This window comes from Vibrio sp. MarTm2 (assembly GCF_027587055.1).
Classification (GTDB): Bacteria; Pseudomonadota; Gammaproteobacteria; order Enterobacterales; family Vibrionaceae; genus Vibrio; species Vibrio sinaloensis_D.
The window spans coordinates 1-22,651 of sequence record NZ_JAPPTK010000009.1; the positions used below are offsets into that span (position 1 = coordinate 1).

19 protein-coding genes are annotated in these 22,651 nt (G+C 46.8%); 7 read left to right on the top strand and 12 right to left on the bottom strand.

Annotated elements, in window-relative coordinates:
- Positions 1-276, top strand: a 276-nt coding sequence (locus OH458_RS15840; RefSeq protein WP_269979058.1) for a lecithin retinol acyltransferase family protein, incomplete at its 5' end; no start/stop codon positions are given.
- A gap of 232 nt (positions 277-508) precedes the next feature.
- On the opposite strand, the gene OH458_RS15845 is transcribed toward OH458_RS15840, so the two are convergent.
- Complete coding sequence (locus OH458_RS15845; RefSeq protein ID WP_333482674.1) at positions 509-1,282, bottom strand: YagK/YfjJ domain-containing protein; 774 nt, start codon at positions 1,280-1,282, stop codon at positions 509-511.
- Between the two features lie 423 nt (positions 1,283-1,705).
- Between OH458_RS15845 and OH458_RS15850 the strand changes: the two genes are divergently transcribed.
- Entirely contained in the window at positions 1,706-2,779 is a 1,074-nt protein-coding gene (locus OH458_RS15850) for a hypothetical protein (RefSeq protein WP_269979060.1), read from the top strand.
- A gap of 378 nt (positions 2,780-3,157) precedes the next feature.
- On the opposite strand, the gene OH458_RS15855 is transcribed toward OH458_RS15850, so the two are convergent.
- Together OH458_RS15855 and OH458_RS15860 are read right to left on the bottom strand one after the other, a co-directional pair.
- Complete coding sequence (locus OH458_RS15855) at positions 3,158-3,952, bottom strand: M15 family metallopeptidase (protein ID WP_443088528.1); 795 nt, start codon at positions 3,950-3,952, stop codon at positions 3,158-3,160.
- Positions 3,953-4,185: 233 nt separating this feature from the next.
- A complete protein-coding gene (locus OH458_RS15860) occupies positions 4,186-6,516 on the bottom strand; it encodes a PKD domain-containing protein (protein WP_269979062.1) in 2,331 nt (776 codons plus the stop codon).
- Positions 6,517-6,860: 344 nt separating this feature from the next.
- Between OH458_RS15860 and OH458_RS15865 the strand changes: the two genes are divergently transcribed.
- The gene (locus OH458_RS15865) at positions 6,861-7,292 is read left to right on the top strand and encodes a VOC family protein (protein ID WP_269979063.1); all 432 of its coding nucleotides are present in this window, start codon (positions 6,861-6,863) and stop codon (positions 7,290-7,292) included.
- A gap of 125 nt (positions 7,293-7,417) precedes the next feature.
- Positions 7,418-8,569, top strand: a complete 1,152-nt coding sequence (locus OH458_RS15870) for an amidohydrolase (protein ID WP_269979064.1) — start codon at positions 7,418-7,420, stop codon at positions 8,567-8,569.
- Between the two features lie 48 nt (positions 8,570-8,617).
- Here OH458_RS15870 and OH458_RS15875 read toward each other — a convergent pair whose 3' ends face one another.
- The 5 genes from OH458_RS15875 to OH458_RS15895 all read right to left on the bottom strand — a co-directional run bounded on the left by OH458_RS15875 (position 8,618) and on the right by OH458_RS15895 (position 13,828).
- On the bottom strand, positions 8,618-9,043 hold the full coding sequence (locus tag OH458_RS15875) for a universal stress protein (protein WP_038215381.1): 426 nt from the start codon (positions 9,041-9,043) through the stop codon (positions 8,618-8,620).
- A 1-nt stretch (position 9,044) separates the two neighbouring features.
- Positions 9,045-10,367 (bottom strand): TRAP transporter large permease, encoded by a 1,323-nt coding sequence (locus OH458_RS15880; RefSeq protein WP_005471561.1) that lies wholly within the window; start codon positions 10,365-10,367, stop codon positions 9,045-9,047.
- Entirely contained in the window at positions 10,364-10,942 is a 579-nt protein-coding gene (locus OH458_RS15885) for a TRAP transporter small permease subunit (protein WP_269979065.1), read from the bottom strand. Before OH458_RS15885 ends, OH458_RS15880 begins: the two co-directional genes overlap by 4 nt.
- 112 nt (positions 10,943-11,054) lie before the next feature.
- The gene (locus OH458_RS15890) at positions 11,055-12,086 is read right to left on the bottom strand and encodes a TRAP transporter substrate-binding protein (RefSeq protein WP_038189890.1); all 1,032 of its coding nucleotides are present in this window, start codon (positions 12,084-12,086) and stop codon (positions 11,055-11,057) included.
- A 302-nt stretch (positions 12,087-12,388) separates the two neighbouring features.
- Positions 12,389-13,828, bottom strand: a complete 1,440-nt coding sequence (locus OH458_RS15895) for an NAD-dependent succinate-semialdehyde dehydrogenase (RefSeq protein WP_269979066.1) — start codon at positions 13,826-13,828, stop codon at positions 12,389-12,391.
- 153 nt (positions 13,829-13,981) lie between these two features.
- Between OH458_RS15895 and OH458_RS15900 the strand changes: the two genes are divergently transcribed.
- The gene (locus OH458_RS15900) at positions 13,982-14,914 is read left to right on the top strand and encodes a LysR family transcriptional regulator (protein WP_038215375.1); all 933 of its coding nucleotides are present in this window, start codon (positions 13,982-13,984) and stop codon (positions 14,912-14,914) included.
- Between the two features lie 75 nt (positions 14,915-14,989).
- Here OH458_RS15900 and lhgO read toward each other — a convergent pair whose 3' ends face one another.
- Together lhgO and glaH are read right to left on the bottom strand one after the other, a co-directional pair.
- Positions 14,990-16,252 (bottom strand): L-2-hydroxyglutarate oxidase, encoded by a 1,263-nt coding sequence (gene lhgO / locus OH458_RS15905; RefSeq protein WP_269979067.1) that lies wholly within the window; start codon positions 16,250-16,252, stop codon positions 14,990-14,992.
- Between the two features lie 106 nt (positions 16,253-16,358).
- The gene (gene glaH / locus OH458_RS15910) at positions 16,359-17,318 is read right to left on the bottom strand and encodes a glutarate dioxygenase GlaH (RefSeq protein ID WP_038215372.1); all 960 of its coding nucleotides are present in this window, start codon (positions 17,316-17,318) and stop codon (positions 16,359-16,361) included.
- Between the two features lie 166 nt (positions 17,319-17,484).
- Between glaH and OH458_RS15915 the strand changes: the two genes are divergently transcribed.
- Positions 17,485-18,378 carry a LysR family transcriptional regulator gene (locus tag OH458_RS15915; protein WP_269979068.1) on the top strand — a complete coding sequence of 298 codons (894 nt, stop codon included), beginning with the start codon at positions 17,485-17,487 and terminating at the stop codon, positions 18,376-18,378.
- Between the two features lie 96 nt (positions 18,379-18,474).
- Positions 18,475-19,794, top strand: coding sequence for an aspartate aminotransferase family protein (locus OH458_RS15920; RefSeq protein WP_269979069.1), 1,320 nt, complete (start codon positions 18,475-18,477; stop codon positions 19,792-19,794).
- A 38-nt stretch (positions 19,795-19,832) separates the two neighbouring features.
- On the opposite strand, the gene OH458_RS15925 is transcribed toward OH458_RS15920, so the two are convergent.
- Both OH458_RS15925 and OH458_RS15930 read right to left on the bottom strand, forming a co-directional pair.
- A complete protein-coding gene (locus tag OH458_RS15925) occupies positions 19,833-20,168 on the bottom strand; it encodes an ATPase AAA (RefSeq protein ID WP_005471488.1) in 336 nt (111 codons plus the stop codon).
- 9 nt (positions 20,169-20,177) lie between these two features.
- On the bottom strand, positions 20,178-22,550 hold the full coding sequence (locus OH458_RS15930) for a S8 family serine peptidase (RefSeq protein ID WP_269979070.1): 2,373 nt from the start codon (positions 22,548-22,550) through the stop codon (positions 20,178-20,180).
- Positions 22,551-22,651 lie beyond the last annotated feature (101 nt).

Consider the following 22,651-nt stretch of genomic DNA (forward strand, 5'->3'; position numbering starts at 1 on the left):
GCTGATACCACTGCCCTTTCGATTTACGTCAGTTGCAATGCACAAGGCAGTGCCGTTGGAAGTGAGTCTTGTGCTCAAATAGCAGAAGGCATGCTAGGCGTACAAACAGACTATTCCCTGCTAAATGAAAACTGCCATCAGTTCTGTAGCTACTGTCTAGACGGTGACATGTTCTCAAGCACTTTCACCTTAACTCAGCTTAAACGGGACGCTCGTGCGCACATTCAAGCGAGTCAGTGGCGCGTGTGGGATTTAAGGCATCGTCACAAAGGATAAACAGGTCATCTTTCTCAACCATCCAGGTCTGGTTACTGAGCTCCATTATCATTGCTCTTCCATCACAGAAAAGGCTAGCCCTCGCTAGCCTCATTACATATCAACTCAAAACCAACTAATATTAAATGAGCTCTGTTAATCGAGTATTCCTCCACTCAGTGACATCAGATTCAAACCACACCGTAGCTCTATCCTCAAAACTACGTCGCTGGCACCTGATAAGAGTAAGGCCCTAGCCCCGCCCGATCCTGCTACACCCAAATGAGCGTATCCCTTCTCCGAAATTCTTCGTTTCTCTTTTGGCTAAATAACACATTCTGAAAAGTAAGTCGTCATAGTTACTCTTGGTGTCAGGCCTATTTTGTACGACTCTGAAGTGATTATTCTTAGGGGGAAACTGAACTAAGCCTTTCATATCACAGTATGAAATTCCTAAAGCGTCAGACCATGCTTCTTGTAACAAGATTGCTAAGCTTTTTTCTGGCTCATGACTGGTAGAGTAGTGACCTAGAGTTCGGAAGTTTTCATAACTCAGTAGAATAAACATATGATAGTGGTCATTATTACTACTATCCCTTTCTCTACACCATATATTGAAAACCTTATTTCCCTTCTTGATATGATGAACCCTAGCCTTTCTCTTTTTTCTCTCCTCTAAAGTAAGAGCAACCTTCCTCTGAAATACCCTTATAAATTTTGAAATATATGATACATCTCTATCCTGCTTAAAATCTTGAGGGAACCGTAAGATAAGACTAAAAGAAAGAACTCTGTTATGTTCACTTGTAACATAATCAAGAAGTTCTTTCGACTTTATCAGATAGGGTTCATAATATTCTCTTTTTTTATTCAGTTTTATGTCGTGAAAGTACCTACCCTGATAAACCTTCGGCTCCCGTATCCTTTTCTTTGTATTCATTCTTATACCTAATCGATTTACTACCTCATAGGTTAGGTATCTTGGTAATAATTTATTGGTTGTGAATACTGATTGAGAATGAAACATATATAACTATATACCGACGGTTTACGAGCGAAACCAAACCGTACCAAGCCAGCTGGTTTATAGCGTTTTCAACGCTATTAGCTAATTAAGTAGCCTGTCCAATTATTTCCACCAGAAGCATAAGAAAGAGCCCTATCAAAGATAAAAGTAACAAAGTATAACCATCAGTTTCCAAGCAAATTAAAAACACTTTAAAAATAAAGCCAATCAGGCTAAGATGATATCTACTTATCTTGATTAAGTTTTCTTAGCTCAACTTTACGACACAACGGCTAAGCCCTACTTAAGTCACAAAAAACAGCAAAACCCACCAAAAAACCACACCAAACCAACCAAAAACAAACCCAATAGCGCAAAAAAACTCTCATAAACGTGGTATTTTTCTTGCTTCATACCGACAAAAAACCTCACTGAGAGTAAAACATGGTCCACAATCGCTACCGAGAACTAATAAAACATTCAACAATAGAAGACCTAAAGAAATATATAACCATTATCGAAACTAGACGCGATAATAATAGAAAAACAAAAGACTTAAATGAACGTAACAAACCCCAACTAGAGTTCTTATTAAAAGAATACATTTGTGAAAGATTAAATATAGATAGGGAAATCTTAGATTCTGGAAATTTAAACAAAGAAGAAGTGGAAGTACTAGGTGATTTTATTGATGATATTTTTTCACTATCTAAAAATATAAAGGATGAACTTGATGATTATATTGGTTGGTTACATGAACAACCTAGAGCTATTTACTTTTTCCTTGTAATGATTCGTGCTATATGTGAAAACGATTCAAACCATATTTGTTACCCTGTAATTGACTTTTCTTTTAAAGAAGCTAAAAAGCCTTCAGATATCGACATAAAACAAAGCAAAAATAGTTTAAAAATCATAGAAGATATGGATGATTTATTAAGCAAAACCAAACACCTTAATCCTTTAATAAATATATGCCCAAATAAAACCCCCTCAACTTACAATAAAATAGCAAATACTCTAGAGTTCATAGTCACATCAAGCAGCTCAAGGGAGCGTGATAGAACATATGATCTACTTCAGGATTTAGAAAAACTTTATAATACGGTTTATAAAAAAATAAACACGAATAAAAATGTCTTTCAGACAAGCAATAGCAATTTAATAAGCTGGCATTACCGTAGCTTAACCAAAGACTTCCCGGCGATCGGTCTCTCTGTAACAGAGAGCACCGATAAACAAAAGCAAACCATTTTGTGTATCTTTGATGTGCTTTGCGCTACCACAGACCCAAACCAATTTACAAAACTGGAAGCAAAACTAACCGAGAAGTTTGGCAGAAAGCAAAGAGAGCTCAATAAAAGCAAAGATACTAAAACCAGCAAAGAAGAAAAAACGCTAACATTTAGTGAAGCTGACTGGGCCAAACTTAGCCAAATTGCAGGTAGCCAGTCAAAAAGCCAGATCAAGGCAAAGCTAAAAGAGATGATTGATAATGAGCTGAGCATTGAGCTGTAACCTGCAGATACTCTCGACGATATACTTTAAGCAATACAGATTAAAATGGCCAAAGATCGTCTTATCATAACAGATTTAGGAACCATAGTAGTAACCACTTTAAAAATCAAACCGGCAATTTAACTTTAAAATCAAGAATTTAAACCATAAATTCAACTTACGCCAGCCCACCAAACGTTTGGAAAGGCGCTAACTCTTTGAGTTAGCGCCTTTTTTGTATTTAGCAACTTAACCTTATCGCGGTTGAAACTAAAAATAGGTACTAAAAATAGGTACTAAACCTGCGTAGTCTCAAGCCGATGAAACTAAATCCAAGGCATCAATTATTCCAACACAAAAATACCGAATTATTTGTTCCTTGATGTCTTTGATTCTCTACTAGAATGCATTCACCGTTTTGTAAGCACACATCGCTCTCGCTTTCTCAGCCCCTTGCGCTTTGTTTCGCAGGTAGCACGTTCGGTACGACTCGACATAACGGTTAAACAGTTTCGTCGCTTCAGGCTTAGGTTTGGAAACTAATTGGTTTACGAATTGCCTTGAGCCAACTTCAAAGTGCTGAGTATCAATAGGTGTGTTCCAATCCCCGCCCCAAATTAGAAAACCATGATGAGCAAAGAGATCAACCACCTCTTCCGCCATGCCTGTTCGGCTTAGTTCTGAGCGAGCACGAAACTGAGTTCGGTTGATGTACTTGGTCGCTGACTGAATCGGCTTAACGGTAATAGTACCGTTATCACCGAACTCTAAGAATGGGTTTTGCACTGGGTTAATGTCAATCGCGACACCATAGGCATGCTTTGACCAGCTAGAACCACCGGTTATTGGCCTCGCGTTGAAAGCACTGCTGTTATTAGCGTTCATTGAGGCGTTATCATCGCCTTTAAACTCACGCATTAAGCGAGCGGAGTGAAGCGGGAAATTTCGCTGCTTGAGATCAGAAAATATTTTCTCAACTGAAGGCGCAACGACATCAAGAACAATCACACTCCCCTGCTTTGATTGCCCTTGAAAATCGATAAACTCAAAGTCTACTTTAGATAGGCGCTCACACCCCACTGGCGCGCCCTGAGCTAACACACTGGTCTTACTCATCATGTCACATTGCCATTGTGAGATAGGAGCGACTTTAGCAAGGCTTGAAGCACTAAATATCGAAGCCGCGAGCATCATAGAAGCTGGCTTGAGGTTAAACATGGCATTCCCAAAAAAGATATACTTGTATCGAGGTAGTGTGCCTTGAATATCGATTTTTGCAATGCTCTCAATCCAAGTAGCAGGCTGCTAATCGTTATTTAATACGTCGATGACATCCACACTAAATTGAGGTATTCATCGAATGAGTAATGCCCTGAATACAAAAAAGAGCCTGCTTACATAGCAGGCTCTTTGGTTGAAATAGAAAGCTATTTTTTACGCACTTCAGAAGTATTGCTGTACCCTGAGACTTCACCAGATTTATACGCTTGAACACGATATGCATAGTTGCCGTTTGGCAATGAGCCGAATTCACTGTCCGTAAAGCTGGTTTCATTCGCACCGGCTTGACCTATTGGTGCAAAATCAATTTGACCTTTGCGTTTCAAGCCTCGCTCAATATAGAAACCTAACTCGTCGCCAGAATTATCTGACCAACTCAGATTAACCTTGCCACCGCTTGAAGACGCAACAAGCTTGGTCGGCGCAGCTAAGCCACCTGGCTCAGGCTCTGGATCAGTATTGGAATCCACCGTTACTTTAATGGTATCCGAAGTGGCTTCATCGTTTGTGTTTCTCGCAGTGATACGATAGCTGAACTCCCCTGTATTTGGCACGGCATCAACATAACTGGTTGAATCCATGGGTAGCACGGCAACTTGTTCAAACCGGACTCGGCCACGATATTTAGCCCCGCGCTCGACCACATATTCATCTTCATTGGCGCTATTATCTTGCCAGGTAAGTGTCACGGATAAGCCGTCAACACTCGCGGTTAATCCTGTTGGCGCATTAACCACAAATGGGTCGACTATCGTCACCATCACATCGGTACTATTTGCTGAGCCCGCATTATCTGTAACCGTTAAAGTCACGGTGTAAGTCCCTGCGGACGCGTAGGCATATTCGGGGTCCATGGATGAGCTGGTAGCACCATTGCCAAACTCCCATTGGTAGCTAACAATGTTGCCGTCAGGGTCGGTTGAGTTAGATCCAATGAAGAAAATACTCTCACCGATGTCATAGCTACTTGAAGCATTACTGATCTCAAGCACAGGCGTTGGCAGCATGTTCGTGACTTGAATATTAGTTAACGCAGAGTCACTAAGCCCATCATCATCAGTTACCGTTAAGCTCACTTGGAAGCTGCCTGCTTGAGCATAGGTGTGCGTAGCCATCATACTCGCGGATGTGTTGCCATCACCAAAGTCCCATAGATACGACACAATAGTACCGTCGCCATCTGTTGAACCCGAGCCATCAAAATCTACCGAACTGCCAAATGGCACAGAGTTACTGCTCACCACAATATCAGCCACAGGTGCCTCTAGGTTATTGAGGTTCATTGCGTACATCACAGCAGCGTATGCATCAACAAGACCATGACCAAACACATTATCATCACCCGCTGCGCCAATATCGACCGCGGTAGAGAAAAGCCCTGTTTCAATTTCCGCTGGAGTAATCGCAGGGTTAGCGGCAACCATCAACGCAGCAATACCAGCCGTCAGCGGAGAAGAAAATGAGGTACCACTATAGTAGACGTACTGGTCATCTGGGTAGGTCGTTGCGATATCGACGCCAGGAGCAGTAATGTCTACGTAATTACCCCAGCTTGAAAAACTGGCTCTGCTGTCATCTCTGTCTGTTGCGCCAACGCCAATAAAGCTGGTGAAATCAGGATAGGAGTGCTCTTGGCTGCTATTACCAGCCGACATAAACAGTAAGCCATTTTTCGAACGCAGATACTGGGCTGCGGCATCTATGGTGTCATATTGAATACCGCCATAGCTCAGGTTAACCACGCGCGCGCCATTATCAGCGGCATACTCAATACAAGTCGCCATAGTAGAAATATAAGCCGAACTGTTCTGATCGCTAATCGCTATACGAACGGGAATGATATCTACCTCCCAGTTCGCACCTGCAACGCCAATACCATTATTACCAACCGCACCTAGCGTACCCGCGCTCCCTGTACCATGGCCATTGGCATCAAAAATATTGGTCGAGCCATCATGGGCGTTAAAGGCAAGATCGGTACGTAGATTAGGACCTAAATCAGGGTGATTCACATCAAAGCCAGTATCACACACCCCCACTAAAACTGTGTGGCTCCCAGTAGTAATATCCCACGCTTGCTGACTGTTAACGTTGTTGTGGTGCCACTGATTGGCAAAGAAAGTGTCATTTGGCTGTAGTGTAGGTTCAACCACATAATCCGGTTCAGCAAACTCAACATAACCACTCTTATCAATGATGTTGGCAATCGCTGTTTCTCGGCCATGATGCTCAAAAGTCGCGATCACTATTTGGCTGCCTTCCAGTGTACGCTCTGAAACCAGTCCCTGACTTTTCAATAAGGCGTTAAGCCCTTTGAGATCACTGGGGGATGCGTTTGCGTCTATTTTGTAAATTACTGTGCCCGGTCGAAGTTCTACTGACTCATCCTTTTGTGCTAGGACGTTTATCGAAATAGGAAGAAGCAGAAGGCACAACCACTGCTTCCAATTGAACATCCCATAGTCCACTTCACGCATATCTCACTCCCCTCTAAGCATTTAGCGCTATAGATAGTTTGGTCAATAGCCAGCGATATGTACAACAGCAATAGCAATAAAATGGAGGCCTTTTACTATGCATTTTCGCCTCTCTGAAACCGCGTTCGAACAAACCTTAAAGAAGTCATCAACCTAGAGAGAAACTTCATTTATGCGGCGTTTTGGCTTCGCCATCTATTTACGAAAATAGTTTGAGGTAAACTTTAGGATTAGTGATGATTTGGTGTGACATTGGTGCATTTAGGGGCATAGCGTCAAAGTCTGATCCTAGATAATCACGTCGTGCGTATATACTGATTTGTACTACGACTCGGAGTATTTTAATGACTGCTCATTCACCGATTTCGGTTCTTGCACTCGATCATGTCGTGCTACGCACCACTCAACTTGACGCCATGCTCCACTTCTATCAGCAAATTTTGGGGTGTCAGCTTGAGCGAGAACTGCCTGATCTTGGCTTAACGCAGCTACGGGCAGGCAGTGCCTTGATTGATATTGTGACAGTAGACAGTGAACTCGGGAAACTTGGCGGTGAGCCACCACGCCAAAACGGACGCAACATGGATCACTTTTGCCTTCAGGTCGCACCTTTTGACGAGCAGCAATTGCGAGAATATCTTAGTCGCTACAACATTGCCGTGGAAGACTTTGCAGAGCGCTATGGAGCCCAAGGATTTGGTCGTTCAGTCTACCTCACCGATCCTGAGGGCAACATCGTTGAAATAAAGCCGTCTAAGCCCATCGGTGAATGCTAGCAGAAGGCTAAGCCCCTCTCTTCCAACTGAACAGCTTCAATAATCAGAGCCTCATCAATGTCTGAGGTTTTGGCTCGGCGTATAGTCAAAACTTTATTGCTCTGATCCAGAACTAGGAACCGCCCATGCTAACCCACGCTCAACTGACTGACTTACGAAAGGAGCTTCATCAACATCCCGAGTTATCGTGTTGTGAGGCAAATACAGCCGCACGCGTTGAATCACTATTCGAGCAATTTTCGCCGGATGAAACCTATCGAAACTTGGGCGGCCATGGTTTAGCCTTTGTGTTTAATGGCTCGCAGGCGGGCCCTACTACATTGATTCGTAGTGAACTCGATGCGTTGCCCATTCAAGAAATCAATCAGTTTGATCACCGCTCAGTCGTGGATGGGGTTTCCCACAAATGCGGCCACGATGGTCATATGGCGATTGTTTCATCGCTAGGAGCAGCGTTAAGTCATCAAAGACCGAAACAAGGGCGCGTTGTGCTTTGCTTTCAACCCGCAGAAGAAACCGGAACGGGTGCCATTGATGTGGTAAAAGATGCGCAATTTGCCAAGATTCAGCCAGACTACGCCTTTGCATTGCACAATTATCCGGGGCTAGCGCTTGGCAAGGTTGCAGTAAGAAGCGGCACCTTCAATTGCGCCTCTCGCGGGCTGATCATCAAATTGAGTGGAAAAACCTCACACGCAGCCCATCCAGAAGATGGCATTAGCCCAGCGATTGCCATGTGCCAAATTATTCAACAGCTCAACCAACTGCCAACACTACTTACACAGCAAGGGCTCAAGGGTAAAAGTTGGGTGACGGTTATCCACGCCAAACTTGGGGAAGTGGCGTTCGGCACCTCTCCGGGTGAAGCGGTGGTTATGGCAACGTTACGCAGTGAAACAAACTTGTGCATGCAAACCTTGGCTGAGCAAGCAGAAACTTGGGCTCGTTTGTATGCTAAGGAGTCTGGGCTTGAGGTGAGCTTTTCTTACGATGATGTCTTCCAAGCGAGTGTCAATAGCGATGAAGGATGCGAGCGGGTCGTGGCTGCATGTCGCCACACCAATACCGACTATATATTGATGGACGAGCCAATGCGCTGGTCAGAAGATTTCGGCCAATTTACCGCGGTCGCGAAACAAGGTGCCATGTTTGCCCTAGGTGCAGGAGAAACTAGCCCACAACTTCACAACCCAGACTACGACTTCGATGACCAACTGATTCCGATTGGCAAAGCGCTGTTTTTAGATCTAATTAAGCAAATCAATGGATTAGACTGAATCTCCAAATAGAGCCTAAGTTTCGGCTCAGGCTCTATTGCTTAGCTTTTAACGAACGACAAACACCGAACATGGCGCATGACGCACCACTTTGGCAGCATTCGAACCCAACAAATAGGAACGTAACCTAGGTTTGGCAGACGCCATCACGATGGCATCCGCATTTGAACGCTTGGCTTGAGCCACGACTTCATCAAACACAACACCATTTCTGACGATACTTTTGCCCCGATGTGGTCGAGGAACAAGCTGTTCAAGCATGGTTTGCACGCGGTCAAAAGCACTAAGGTGGTGTTCAGAAAACGCGTTTCCTGTCACCGTCGGAACCATACTGTGGTGCACTCTGGCATCATCCACATACAGCATGTCGATCACCCCGTCTTCAGCAATCAATTTGAGTGCCATTTCGACCTCCAGCTTAACGACATCTGGGTAAGCCAAATCTACAGGCATTAAGATTCGTTGCAGGCTCATATCAATTTACCCCCATCACTTTATTAGGCAGCCACATCACCACTTCAGGGAACAGCATACAAAGCACCAATACGCAGAGCTTGAGCAAGATAAATGGCAATATCGAACGGTAGATATCCATCATGCTCACCCCCGGCGGCGCAATACCTTTGAGATAGAAGAGGGCAAACCCATATGGCGGTGTTTGGACCGCGATTTCGATGTTCAAAATCATCAAAATACCAAACCATATCGGGTCATAGCCCAGCGATACCACAATCGGTGTGAAGAGTGGTGCACACATTAAAACAATGATCAGCTCATCAATGATGAAGCCCAGCAGCAGCATGATAACCTGCAGTAATATGATGACGCCAAGCGGAGGTAAGCCGAGATCTTGGGTAATTTGCGCCACCATATTTTGCACGCCACTGAGCATGTGGAAATTACTAAACAATGAAGCGCCGAGAATAATCCACATCGACACGCTGACCAACATGGCCGTTTCAAACCCAGAAGACTTAAACATCTCAAAACGGAAGCGTTTAAAGATCACCGCAAGCAAAATGGCACCAACCACACCGATTGCTCCCGACTCAGTGGGCGTCGCAATCCCTGTAATAATGCTACCCAGTACAGCAACAATCAGCAGTAGTGAGAACAAACCATCACGAGCCGTTCGCACCTTCTCTTTGCCTGTCATGCTGCTTTCCACACCTGTGCCTAACGGCGCTTTTTTTGGGTTGAGCTTGCAACTAATGATGACATAAGCAATCAGCAAGCTGATCGAGATAAGCGCGGGAATGATGGCGGCAAGAAACATACGCCCAACCGAGTTTTGCGTCGTCGCGGCATACATTATCATCGGGATGCTCGGCGGGATCAGAATCCCCAAGCCACCGCCCGCCATAATGACACCCAGAGCCAGTCGCTTGTCATACCCTCTTTCAAGCATTGGCTTGAGCGCGATACTACCTGAAGTCATGATGCCCGCACCGATGATGCCAACCATCGCCCCAATCATTGAGCAAACGCCGATCACGCTGATCGCCAGCGATCCTCGTAAACGGCCTATCACCATTTGGCTGGCGTTGAACATCGCATCCCCAATCCCAGAGCGAGTCAGCAATTGTCCCATGTAGATGTAAAGCGGAATAGCGAGCAAGATAAAACTGAAAAAGTTACTTTCTATCGTAGTAGGCACAAGGTTAAAAATTCCCTCTCCCCATGTCATGTACCCCATTCCCATAGCAATGCCGCCCAGAGCAAGGCCAACCGGCGCACCGAGTGCAAAACTAAATAAAATACAGCCGATTAACAGTAGGGTTAATACTTCAATACTCATACATCCCCCGCCTGTTCAACTAAGCTTTCGCTTGGTTGTTGCTCTTCAAACTGCTGTTCAATCAGCGATTTTCCCGTCACCACGTAGTAGAGGTCTTGGAGCATGTCACTGGTAAATTGAACAATAAATGCGCCGCATGCCACCATCATCATCACCCAGAAATGAGCCATAGACGGAGCCCACTCAGATTGGCGTCGATAGTTAAACTCCATCGCTTCTTCAAACTTGCCCAGTACCATCATCAGCACAACCGACAAGAAGAAGATTGCCAGTGAATAAGAAACGAGATTAAACAGCGAGCGAACGCGCATAGAAACGGAAAGGTAGAACACATCCACATTGATGTGCGCTTTATTCTGCTGGGCTAACGCGCCACCCAAGGCAGCAATATAGCCAAACAGAAACAATGACACGTCATATGCCCAAATAGTGGGTTGACCAAGCACGTAACGAGAGAACACTTCAAAGGCAACGGTGAGTGCTAATATCGGCACCAATACCGATGCGGACACACCAATCCAATAAACCAAGCGATTAACACCAAGGCAATACGCTGCCAAAACCTTACTTAACATAGACGCTATCCTTGCCAGCAAATGAGAAAAGGGGGCAAGCCCCCTAGATTGACCACTTCGCCTGTAATTCGATATCTACCCCAAGATTTGAACAAAGCGAAGTGGGCAAGTTTTAGTTATTTTGTACAATCTTAATTAGACGTTGGCTGTACTTGTCTGAATCGGCGTATTCGCTCCACAGTGAGCCTGCCGCATCGTTCCATTTCGCCACATCTTCAGCACTTGGCTCTGGGCTCCACTTCATGCCTTTCGCTTCCATATCTGCGATAGCTTGAGATTCCCACAGTCTCGACTTCGTCATCTGCTCACGAGCATGTACTGCGCTCGCCGCTCGAACGATCGCTTGTAGATCTTCAGGAAGTTTGTTCCACGCGCTTTTGTTCACCACGATTGGCAACGCCTGAGCGCCAGCAATCGGTAAGCGGTACATGTATTTCGCAACTTCGACGTGGTTACCATCTCGGTGGTCGATGAGGTTACTGCCAATTGAGCCATCAATAACCCCAGTGGCTAGGCTGGTGTAGATTTCACTCCAAGAAAGTGACGCAGGTGAAGCGCCCAAATTGCGAAGGAACTTACCGTATGCCCCTGGCGCGCGGATCTTCAGCCCTTTAAACTCTTCAACGGAGTTAATCGGCTTTTTGGTTAATACGTAAACAGGTAACTGAATGTAAGGTTCTAGCCAAACAAGGTTTTGCTTGTCATAAGCCTCTTCTAAAACGTCACCCCAACCTTTTTCGTGGAATAGCGCGCTAAGTTCACCGACATCGTCCGTCATTCCCGGTAGACCCACTTCCACCACGCCGGCAGGAAATTCACCCGCATGCATTGGCTGAAAAGGCGCTCCCATGGTCATTAAGCCAGATTTCACCGAGCCAAGAACGCCAGTTTGTCCAACGCCTTCTCCGGCATACATAACTTGTACTGAGATTCGTCCGTTCGACATCGCTTCAATATTTTCCGCAAAGCTTTTATACACCTCACCATAAGCGGTACCGCGTGAATAAAGGTTTACAAAACGCCAGTTATGCTCAGCGGCAAAGGCTTGCGACGCAGTAAAAAAGGTACTGGAAATGGCCAGTGCGTACCCTGCGACCATCTTGGTAATGCTTTTAGAGTGCAGCTTGCGTAAGGTTTTAAACATGAAGGTTCTCCTTGAATTATTCCTGTTTACTCTGACTGAGTCAGGCACAGTATTGACGTGACATTTCTCTTCCTCGTTGTCACCTTGTTAGAAATAATTACAATTCATTTACATTTATTAAATTCATATTTATCCACCTAAAGTTTTACCATCATCAAACCTTTTCATTTTTGGTGCTTATCTATGCATCTGTAGCAAACTACAAAAACAAAAAAAGCAGCACCGAAGTGCTGCTAAAAGCATGACCCCCAAGGGGCCTGAACAAACTAACAATGATAGGGAAACTGTTTTAAACGAGCCGATTACACCCCGTGACAGAGGTATTTGATCTCTAAATAATCATCAATACCGTATTTAGATCCTTCACGCCCACAACCAGACTCTTTCACGCCACCAAACGGCGCAACTTCGGTTGAAATGATGCCTTCATTGATGCCGATAATGCCGTATTCCAGCGCCTCACTCACTCGCCACACACGGCTATGGTTTTGGGTATAAAAATAGGCAGCCAGACCAAATGGGGTGTCATTGGCTCGGCGGATCACATCTTCTTCATCATCGAAGCGGAATATCGTAGAGACAGGGCCAAACAACTCTTGGTGTGCAATATCCATCGCTTCGGTCACATTCGTTAAAATCGTCGGTTGGTAATAGTGCTCACCGACCGATGAGACCGCGCCACCTAGCACTAACTGGGCACCTTGTTGCTGCGCCGTTGCCACCAGCTCGTCGACTTTATCGATGGCCTTTTGATTAATCAGAGGCCCGATGTCCGTTCCCTCAGCGAGACCTTGGCCGACTTTAAGCTCACTCACGGCTTGGGTATAGCGCTGTACAAATTCATCGTAAATCGCATCATGGATGTACAAACGGTTGGTACAAACGCACGTTTGACCGGCATTACGATACTTAGAAATCAACGCGCCCTGCACTGCTTTGTCTAGATCTGCGTCCTCAAAAACAATAAATGGCGCGTTACCGCCTAGCTCAAGGGAGACCTTTTTCACCGTATCAGCCGCTTGACGCAAAATCAGTTTGCCAACGGGAGTGGACCCCGTAAATGACACCTTACGAACTAAAGGATGGCAGCACAGTACCTCACCAACTTCGGCTGGGCGAGACGTAGTCACCACGTTAATCACCCCTTTAGGAATGCCGGCTTGCTCGGCAAGAGAAGCCATCGCCAATGCACACAGCGGCGTATCTTCACCAGGTTTTACCACCACGGTACAGCCCGCCGCGAGCGCAGGGCCGACTTTGCGGGTGATCATCGCAACCGGAAAGTTCCACGGCGTAATGGCACTCACAACACCGACGGGTTGTTTTATGGTCATGTAGCGATTATTAGGGTTGGCAGCAGGAATCACATCGCCGTACATTCGCTTCGCTTCTTCAGCGAACCATTCGATAAACGACGCGCCATACATCACTTCTCCGTAGGCTTCCTTGTAAGGCTTACCTTGCTCACTGGTCAGCAACTTAGCGAGCCCATCCGCGTTTTCAACAATCAAGTCAAACCAACGTTTGAGTAATCCCGCACGATGCTTCGCCGTAGTTTTACGCCACTCTTGGAATGCGGTATGTGCTGCGCTAACCGCGGCTTCCGACTCCACTTTTCCCATATCTGGCACAGTGGTAATGACATCTCCGGTCGCGGGATTGAGTACCTCGACTCGCTTACCATCGTTAGCATCGACCCATTCTCCGTTTATCCAACCTTGGGATAGAACCAAATCTCTCATCACTTAGATTCCTACTGTTATAAATATTATCAACGTCAAAGATTAATCAATCTAAATCGCGCATAATCACCAAAACACATAACAAAATAATAACAAACAGCCGAGGGATATAAATGCCCTTGGCTAAACATGAAGTTTTATGAGCCTAAAACTATGACTAAAAACCCTTCGCCTGTCGGTCAAATTGGTGACTACGAAATCAAACAACTCAAAATCTTTAAAGTTGTCGCAGATTGCGGTGGCTTTTCTGCGGCGGAAACCGAGCTGAATATCAGCCGCTCCACCATCAGTATCCACATTTCAAACTTGGAGTCTCGACTTAACCTCATCCTCTGCCGCCGTGGCCGTTCTGGCTTTGCGTTAACCGAAGAAGGCGTGGTTGTCTATGAAGCGACAGTCAAACTGCTCGGCGAACTGGAGGATTTTCGAAACACGATCAATCACCTAGACATACAGCTGTCAGGCAGCCTGACCGTTCTGTTTAGTGACACCATCAGTTTAGATCAACGAGCCTGCATTCCTGAGGTGGTTGGTAAGTTTTCAAAATTGGCACAAGAGGTCTATCTCACCGCCGAAGTCGCTCGGATGACAGAAATTGAACGCATGGTGATGCAAGAAGAGGCCGATATTGGCTTTATTCCTTTTCACCGTGAGTTGGATGGATTGGAATACGAACACATCTATACCGACATTTGCTACCTCTATGCGAGTAAAGAGAATCCGTTGGCGGCGCTGTCTGATGACGAACTGACTGATGAAATCATTGATGGCTTCCCCGTCGCCTATGCTGGAATGAAAACCCAAGAGCGCATTAACGGCCATCTTGCCAACATGAACCTCAAAGCCACTGCATACAACTATGAGTCTCGCATGGCGCTGTTGCTCTCTTCGCGCTTTATTGGTTACTTGCCAGAACACTACGCCAAACCTTACGTTGACTCTGGTGAGCTGGTAACAATCGCACCAGAGCGTCGCTACTATCACCTTGAGATCATGGCCATTACCAAAAAGACCAATGCGCTGAACAAGGTGCGCTCACTGTTTATTAAGACCATGCGCGATTATTACCGCAAGCACAATAAATAGCGGTGCGCACTGTGGCCCGAAAAGCAAAAAGCCTGAAGTGATATTCAGGCTTTTGACTCAATGGGTAATTAATCGTTATGCGACCTCTGAGATAGGATCATTTGAATCTTGCTGAGGATTGTCGCTCCCCTGTTTGGTGGCAATTTTGTCACAAATATAACCGCCGATAGGAATGGCGGAGGTGGCCGCAGGCGATGGCGCATTGCAAACATGCAAGCTGCGCTCACTTTCCGCAAACAAAAAGTCATGCACTAAGGTGCCATCTTTTAACACGGCTTGTGCGCGAATACCCGCTGGGTAGGGCTTTAGATCCTCGACAGTTATCTGCGGGCAATATTTATTAACCAGCTTTAAATAGCCCGGTTTCCACCACGAGTTTTTTGTTTCAATTAAGCCTGTTTTGAGGTGTTTGGCGCTCACTTTCCAAAATCCACTGAAACTCACCATGTCGAGCACATCACGCAAGTTGAAATTGATTTTGCCGTAACCTTCACGCTTCCAGCCTTGAACCGCGTTGGGGCCAACCGTCACAGAACCGTCGATCATCCGTGTTAAGTGAACTCCCAAAAACGGCAAATCAGGATCAGGGATCGGGTAAATAAGGTGATTAACAATATTGTTGTACTTCTCAGGCAAGCGATAGTACTCGCCGCGATAAGGCACAATTTGGAAATCGGTTTCGAGGCCCAGCATACGGGTTAATCTGTCGGCCATTAGCCCTGAACAAGCGACCAAGAACTGACCATGAAAATCGACGCTATGCTGCTGACACTCACCTTGAACCGTGATCTGCTTGGGCGTTTCCACCAGTCCTGTCACTTGAGTGTTGAGCTGTACTTCGCCACCCGCAGCAACGAACTCCTGCGCCATTTTTTCGGTCACTTGGCGATAGTTGACAATACTGGTGGTCGATACCGCAATCGCGCCCAAGCCCACGATGTTCGGTTCGCGCCTTTTCAGCTCAGCTTGATCGATCAGTTCTACGTCTAAGCCATTTTGATGACAGCGTTCGTACAGTGCTTGCATCCGCTCGACTTCTTGCTCTGAGGTAGCCACCAGCAACTTGCCACAGTTCTCCACTGGAATATCGTGTTTGGCGCAGAACTCCGTTGTCGCTGCCACGCCTGCTTTACAAAACTCTGCCTTTAAACTGCCCGGAGCATAGTAAACGCCCGCATGAATCACGCCGCTATTGTGACCAGTTTGATGGTGCGAAAAGCCCGATTCTTTTTCGATCAGCAATATCGTTTTCTCTGGATAGCGACTTTGCAACTGCCACGCTGTCGAGACACCCACAATGCCACCACCAATTACGATGTAGTCATACATTTTTTCCACGCTTACCTGCTCCTTCACTGCCGTTGTTATTGTTGTTTATAGCGAAACGGCTTCACCACTCCCCAGCAAAGCCGTTTGACTATACGCCCCATTTAGAGGCTAGCCGCTAACGCGTAAAGTGACCGCGTTGGCGTAACAGTTCACGCTTCAACCCTTCGTGTGCGACGAACTTATCGCGACCATGTAGCCAACAGTGGTTTTGTACCACCAGCATGCTGCCAACGTTGACACGAACATTGAAACAGTTGCTGTCACTCTCTAGTGACTCGCTCATCTGATGCAAATACAAACCTTGCTGCATGTTCTGTGGTTGAGCAAACTGGTCAATGAACAACATGTGCGGTTTGCCGTTCTTGTCCTCTTCAAAGAACACTGGATGCTCGATGGTGTAGCCAACGTTTTTACTCGGCGGCGCACCCCAAACAATGTTTTGCTTCGCCATTGGGTGATGATAAAAACGCTCAAGGTCTTGCCAATCATCCACATGAAGCAGCAGCGAATCCCCCATTTGCATGTTCTTCTCATCCATTTTCATCATCAGGACAAAATCGGTGCGCTCATTCACGTAGGTACCATCATTGTGCAGCTCCATACGACGATGCGCTTGACGCAAGTAACTATCACTGTTGTCGTCATTTTTTACTGTGAAGCGCGCGTAATATTTGCCATACATAGCATCGAAGTTAGGAATCCCGATAAGGTGAGAAATCGCAGTGGATAAGATGACAAAGAAGTCGCGCTGCTCATCACTGTCGTCAAATGCCGCTTTCGCCTCTTCAGACGGCTCCAGTAGAAACGCGCCAGTTTCACGATCTTCCATCGTTTCAACTAAGAACTTACCAAGTTGATAATCACACGCTTTGTCCAATGCATCAGCCACTGCAAAGCGGAGAAATGGCTTGTACTCCAACGATTGCAAATTGTAGTTTTGGATTAAATCGCCAAAGGCATCCAAGGTTTCTTTGGCTAACGTCACCACTTGTAAACGTGGGCTTTCTGGGTGCAAAGAGATGGTAAACCCGCTACGTTCTTCGACGTTTTGATTAAAAACCTTCGCAATGTTCATTGTTTCACTTCCTTATTTGGCTGAGCAGCAAATCTGCCGTTGTCGTCATTTGTTGTTTTGGCTAAGCGTCGACACTTGAGTTAACAAAACTATAACGATTGCGAGATCATATTAACAATATATGGTATGTATAGTTTTCATATACAAAATAGATAGTGAGTTAATAATGGATCTCAAACGCTTGCACTATTTCAATCAACTGGCCAAGACCGGTAACTTCACCAAGGCGGCGGATCAGCTAGGGATTGCGCAGTCCGCTTTAAGTACCAGTATCAAAAAACTTGAGCAGCAGCTCGGTCTAAAACTGGTGAACCGCACCGAACGACAAATGAGCTTGACCGCCGAAGGCCAAGTGCTACTGCGCCACGCCAAAATCATTTTGGAAGATGTCGAACAAGCGGAAAAAGAGCTCCAAGAGCTCAAAGGGCTAACAAGCGGAGTGATCAAGTTTGGTGCCCCAGCGATGCTCGCCTCTTACTTTCTGCCCGATGCGTTAGAGCAGTTCAAAAAAGCCTACCCTGGTATTCAAATCAACATTCACGAGGCAGGGACCGCAACATTGGCACAAATGCTGGTTAACGGTGAGCTTGACTTGGCCCTTATTCGTGGCGATCGCGAGCACGAACAAATCCGCCAAAGCTTGCTCGCTCAAGATCAAATCGCCGCTTGTGTGCCTATCTCTCACCCTTTCGCAAAGCGCAGCGTCATCACCCTTGATGAGTTTTGCCAACAACCTTTAGTGCTGTTTAAAAACGGCTACTTTTTGCGTGAAACGGTGAACAGCTATTGCCAGCAAAACAAACTCACCCCACAAGTGCATTTTGAGACCAACCTCCCTGAACTACTCAAATCCATGGTTAGGCGCCAAGTCGGAATTGGCACCTGCCTGCCCATTTTGGTCGCCGATGATCCCGAGCTAAAAGCGATCCCATTTGACCCGCCGATCCCTTTGCAACTGGGCATTGGTTGGAAGTCGAGCCACTATCTATCGACCGCCGCAAAAGCCTTTGTCGATTTTCTCCAAGGCACGCTAAAGCAAAGCAACACAGAGAAAGTTTGATGCCTCTAAACCTTTATATTTATCGCGCGTGATTTTACCGCTCTACTGGCATCGATAACATCTCTGCAACATTAACAACCGCAGAGCTTGTCGAACATGGAAAGAAAAGTCAGTTACGATGCCTTCTGGATGCCATTTACCGCGAACCGCGATTTCAAACAGAACCCTCGTATCATTAATCGAGCTGAAGGCATGTATTGCTACTCAGACCAAAATACCCAACTGCTTGACGCTACCGCCGGCCTTTGGTGTGTCAACGCCGGTCATGGGCGCAAAGAAATTGGCGAGGCGATGGCAAAACAAGTGGCCGAGTTGGATTACAGTTCGCCGTTTAACTTTGGCCACGACATTGGGTTTGAGTTCGCCGAGCGATTGGTTAAATACACACCGCCGGGGCTCAACAAGGTCTTCTTTACTAACTCTGGTTCTGAAGCCGTCGAAAGCGCCCTAAAAATCGCACTGGCTTACCAACAAGCCAAAGGCAACACCGGAAAGTTCAAATTGATTGGTCGCGAGCTTGGCTACCATGGCGTGAACTTTGGCGGCATTTCTGTGGGTGGTTTAACTCCAAACCGCAAAGGCTTTGGCCCACTGCTGCCAACCGACCATCTGGATCATACGCTCGATATTGAACGTAACGCCTTTAGCCGCGGCCTGCCTCAACATGGGGTAGAAAAAGCCGAGCAACTAGAAAGACTCATTCAGTTCCATGGCGCAGACTCCATCGCAGCCGTGATTGTTGAACCCATCTCAGGAGCGGGCGGTGTTATCCTCCCGCCAAAGGGATACCTACGCCGTTTGCGCGAAATCTGTACTCAACACGATATTGTTTTGATTTTCGATGAAGTGATTACCGGATGGGGACGCCTTGGCTCTGCATTTGCGGCCGAAGAGTTTGATGTGATTCCTGATTTGATTACCTCAGCGAAAGGCATCAGCAGTGGCGTTGTCCCACTCGGCGCGGTGTTCGCTCAAGACGAGATCTATCAAACGGTCGTCAACAGTGCCCCTGAAGGCAGCGTTGAGTTCTTCCATGGTTACACCTATTCCGGTCATCCGGTGGCTTGTGCGGCTGGTTTGGCGACGCTCGATATCTACGAGCAGGAAGGGCTACTTAATAGAGCCAGTGGTGAAATCGGCCAATACTTTGAGCAGGGTCTGCACTCACTAAAAGGGGTCGGCTCTATCGTCGACATTCGTAACTATGGCTTGATTGGCGCGGTACAGTTTGCCCAGCCCGCTCATGGTAAGCCGATTGGTTTCGATATTTTGAAGCGTTGTTATGACAAGGGCGTTATGGTGCGCAGCATGGGTAACACCATCGCCTTGTCGCCGCCGCTTATCATCGAAAAACAGCACATTGATGTTATTGTCGACACCCTTGGTCAAGTCGCCAAAGAACTGCCAAGCGAATAGACAAGAGACAAAAAAACGCCCCAAACGGGGCGTTTTGCTTATTGAGAGTACAAACTGCGGATGGGCTCGGGCTCAATGTAATCAATGAACTCACTACTGATGAGTTGATCGAGCTTATCTTTGCTCCCCTTCACCACAAACACCTCTTGCTTGCTCAGAGTTTCCACAATCTCCAGTTGATGTTGCTGAAGAAGCGCACGCGCTTGCCCTTCTTTTTCTGGATAATACTTCACAAAGAAACGAGGCATTTGCTGCTCAGCCTCTGCGACGCGGTCATCCACCGGAGGAAACGCCGAGTTACCCGCGACAACCAATGTCGTTACACCACCAGCAAGCACCATAAACAGCGCACTTGCCACGATTTGCTTCTTCATATTGACTCCTTACTGAAAGGATAGTGTCCAACTGTTGATCGCACCGGTGTCTTGGCGAGCGCTGTCGACCGCTTTAAGCTCCCACTTACCTTTGGACTCAAAACCAGTGAAATCCACTTGGTAGCTGGTGTTAATATCGTTTGCCGAACCACCCGTATTTTCGTGCAGCACCACTTGACCGCCAGTTGGCGACGTCAGCGTCACTTTGAGATCACCAATGTAGCTGTGGCTGATATCAACATCAATCGCAACCGTGCCTGAATCGCCCGAGCGCCAAACATCAATACCGCTAACGACTCCTAAGGCACTGTTATCTGGGATGCTCACTGCGTTGGTATTGCTGTAGCTTGATGGCGCTTCACCACCAGAGTTGCCACCGCTCGCACTGCCATTGTGAGTTGCCGTTAACGTCGCGCCAGAATAGGCAGAGTAACCATCAATCAGAACTTGATAAGTGCCTGCTGACGTCACATTCAGCGTGCAGCTCTCGTTGTTACCACTTTCCCATGAACGACAATCGTAAGTGCGCGTTGTTGGGGTGCCTTCAAAGCGTACGTACATGTCTGCATCACCACTGCCGCCTGCTAGCGTAAAGCTGGCCTGCGTGGCATCGGCTGGAACGTCAAAGGTAAATAAGATGCCTGATTTAGATGCGCCTGATAGCGGACCTTTTGCAACACCGTTTTCCAAAACATTGTCCGTTTGACCCCCATCTGGACCATTACAGCCCGCGTCTAAATATGTCTTGGCGGCATCAGCATTCACTAGACCATAACCAGTGCGGTTATCACGACCTGCGACATCAATATCCGTCGCACTCGCGGTTAGCGCTTTACGCACTTGCTGCGCGGTACAGGTTGGGTGGTAGCTCCATACTAAACCTGCAACACCCGCCACGTGCGGCGTTGCCATTGATGTACCGTTGTAGTACTCGTAATCTTCCCCTGTCGTTGTAGACACCGTCACCTCTTGACCTACTTGGCCAGCAAGCTCAAGACCAAACGCTCGGTCAACCGTAACCGACACCAAGCGGTAGCGATCGTAATCATCGAGTACAAATGGGTTCTGTAGACCTGGCAAGTCAGCGTTACTGTAAACAATCGCCGCTTTCGCCCCCGCGTTGTAACACGCTTTGACAGGATCGATTTCCGGACGCACGCCGCTGCGTTGGTTTTCGATACGTTCAGTCAAACATACTTTGTCGCTCATATCACCACAGTTGTAACTGCCCGATGAGATATCACAACTTGCCAGCACGCCAGTCACACTGCCAGCAACAGGATCCGACACGTAGCTGCCCGATGTTTTGCTCTTACGGTTATGTGGCACCACACCGCGATCAAAATTGCTCACACCGCCGATGGTAATGTCAGAAAGTACACCCTCGCCTACCGTAACGGTCGACAGTACCGCCACACCCGGAGCTGCGATGTCGACTTGATCAGTCGCTTGAGAGAAGGCCGCGTGATCGTTGTTGGTATCGACTGCTGCAACTGACATCACCGCATCGTAAGACGCAGGATAGCTGTGTGCGGTATTACCAGAGTTACCCGCCGCCGCGATCAGCAATACGCCTTGGTCATACAGATCTTGCAGCGCATTTTGTTCCGTGCGGCTCGACTGACTGCCCCCTAGGCTCATGTTGACCACATCGGCATTGTTGTCCGCACAGGTTTGAATCGCTTTAACTAGGCTTGACGAATAGCCCCAACCCGATTCATTGAACACTTTTACAATGTGCAGATTAACGTTTTGATTTGGCATCACGCCTTTCACACCTTCCGTGTTAGCGATAGCCGCGATGGTGCCCGCAACGTGAGTGCCGTGCGCATTGTTATTACCTGGAGAACTCCAAGAGCCCGTGCCGCTGTCGTTAGTTCCAGTCACACGGTTACCACTCAAGTCGTTGTGGCTAAGATCGTAGCCCGAGTCGATAATACACACGGTGCGATTACCCGCATTGGCGTCACTAAGAAGCTGCGCATTCACCGCGTTAAAACCCCATGGCGTTGTCTCACTCAGTAGGTAGCGCGGCGGATCCACCTCGACATACTCGACTTGTGCATTGCCGCGTAAGTTAGACACTTCACTGTCATCCATCTCAACGCTGTAAATTGTGTCTGAGCCTAGCCTTTCGACCTGACGTGCTTGCACCGCTTGCAGTACATTTTCACGCACCTCTGTTGGGGCCATTAAAGCCTCACCTGAGCGAGAAAATGGTACTGGCGCATCTTCCTTGAATTTAACGATGTATTTGGTTGGCAAGTCTGCCTCATTGAACCCCATCAGTGGTGCTGCGTTGACTGCTGATGTACTGGCCAAAGCCACTGCGATTGTTGAAAGGGCAAATAAGCCCTTGGTTTTATTATTAATGTTGTGCATCTGCTCGTTTCCTTATTGAGCTATTTTTATTCACTTTTTTGCTATGTCTAGTCATTAAAGCTGACTATGCATAAGCGCCTTAGCTATAAGACAGATTGATA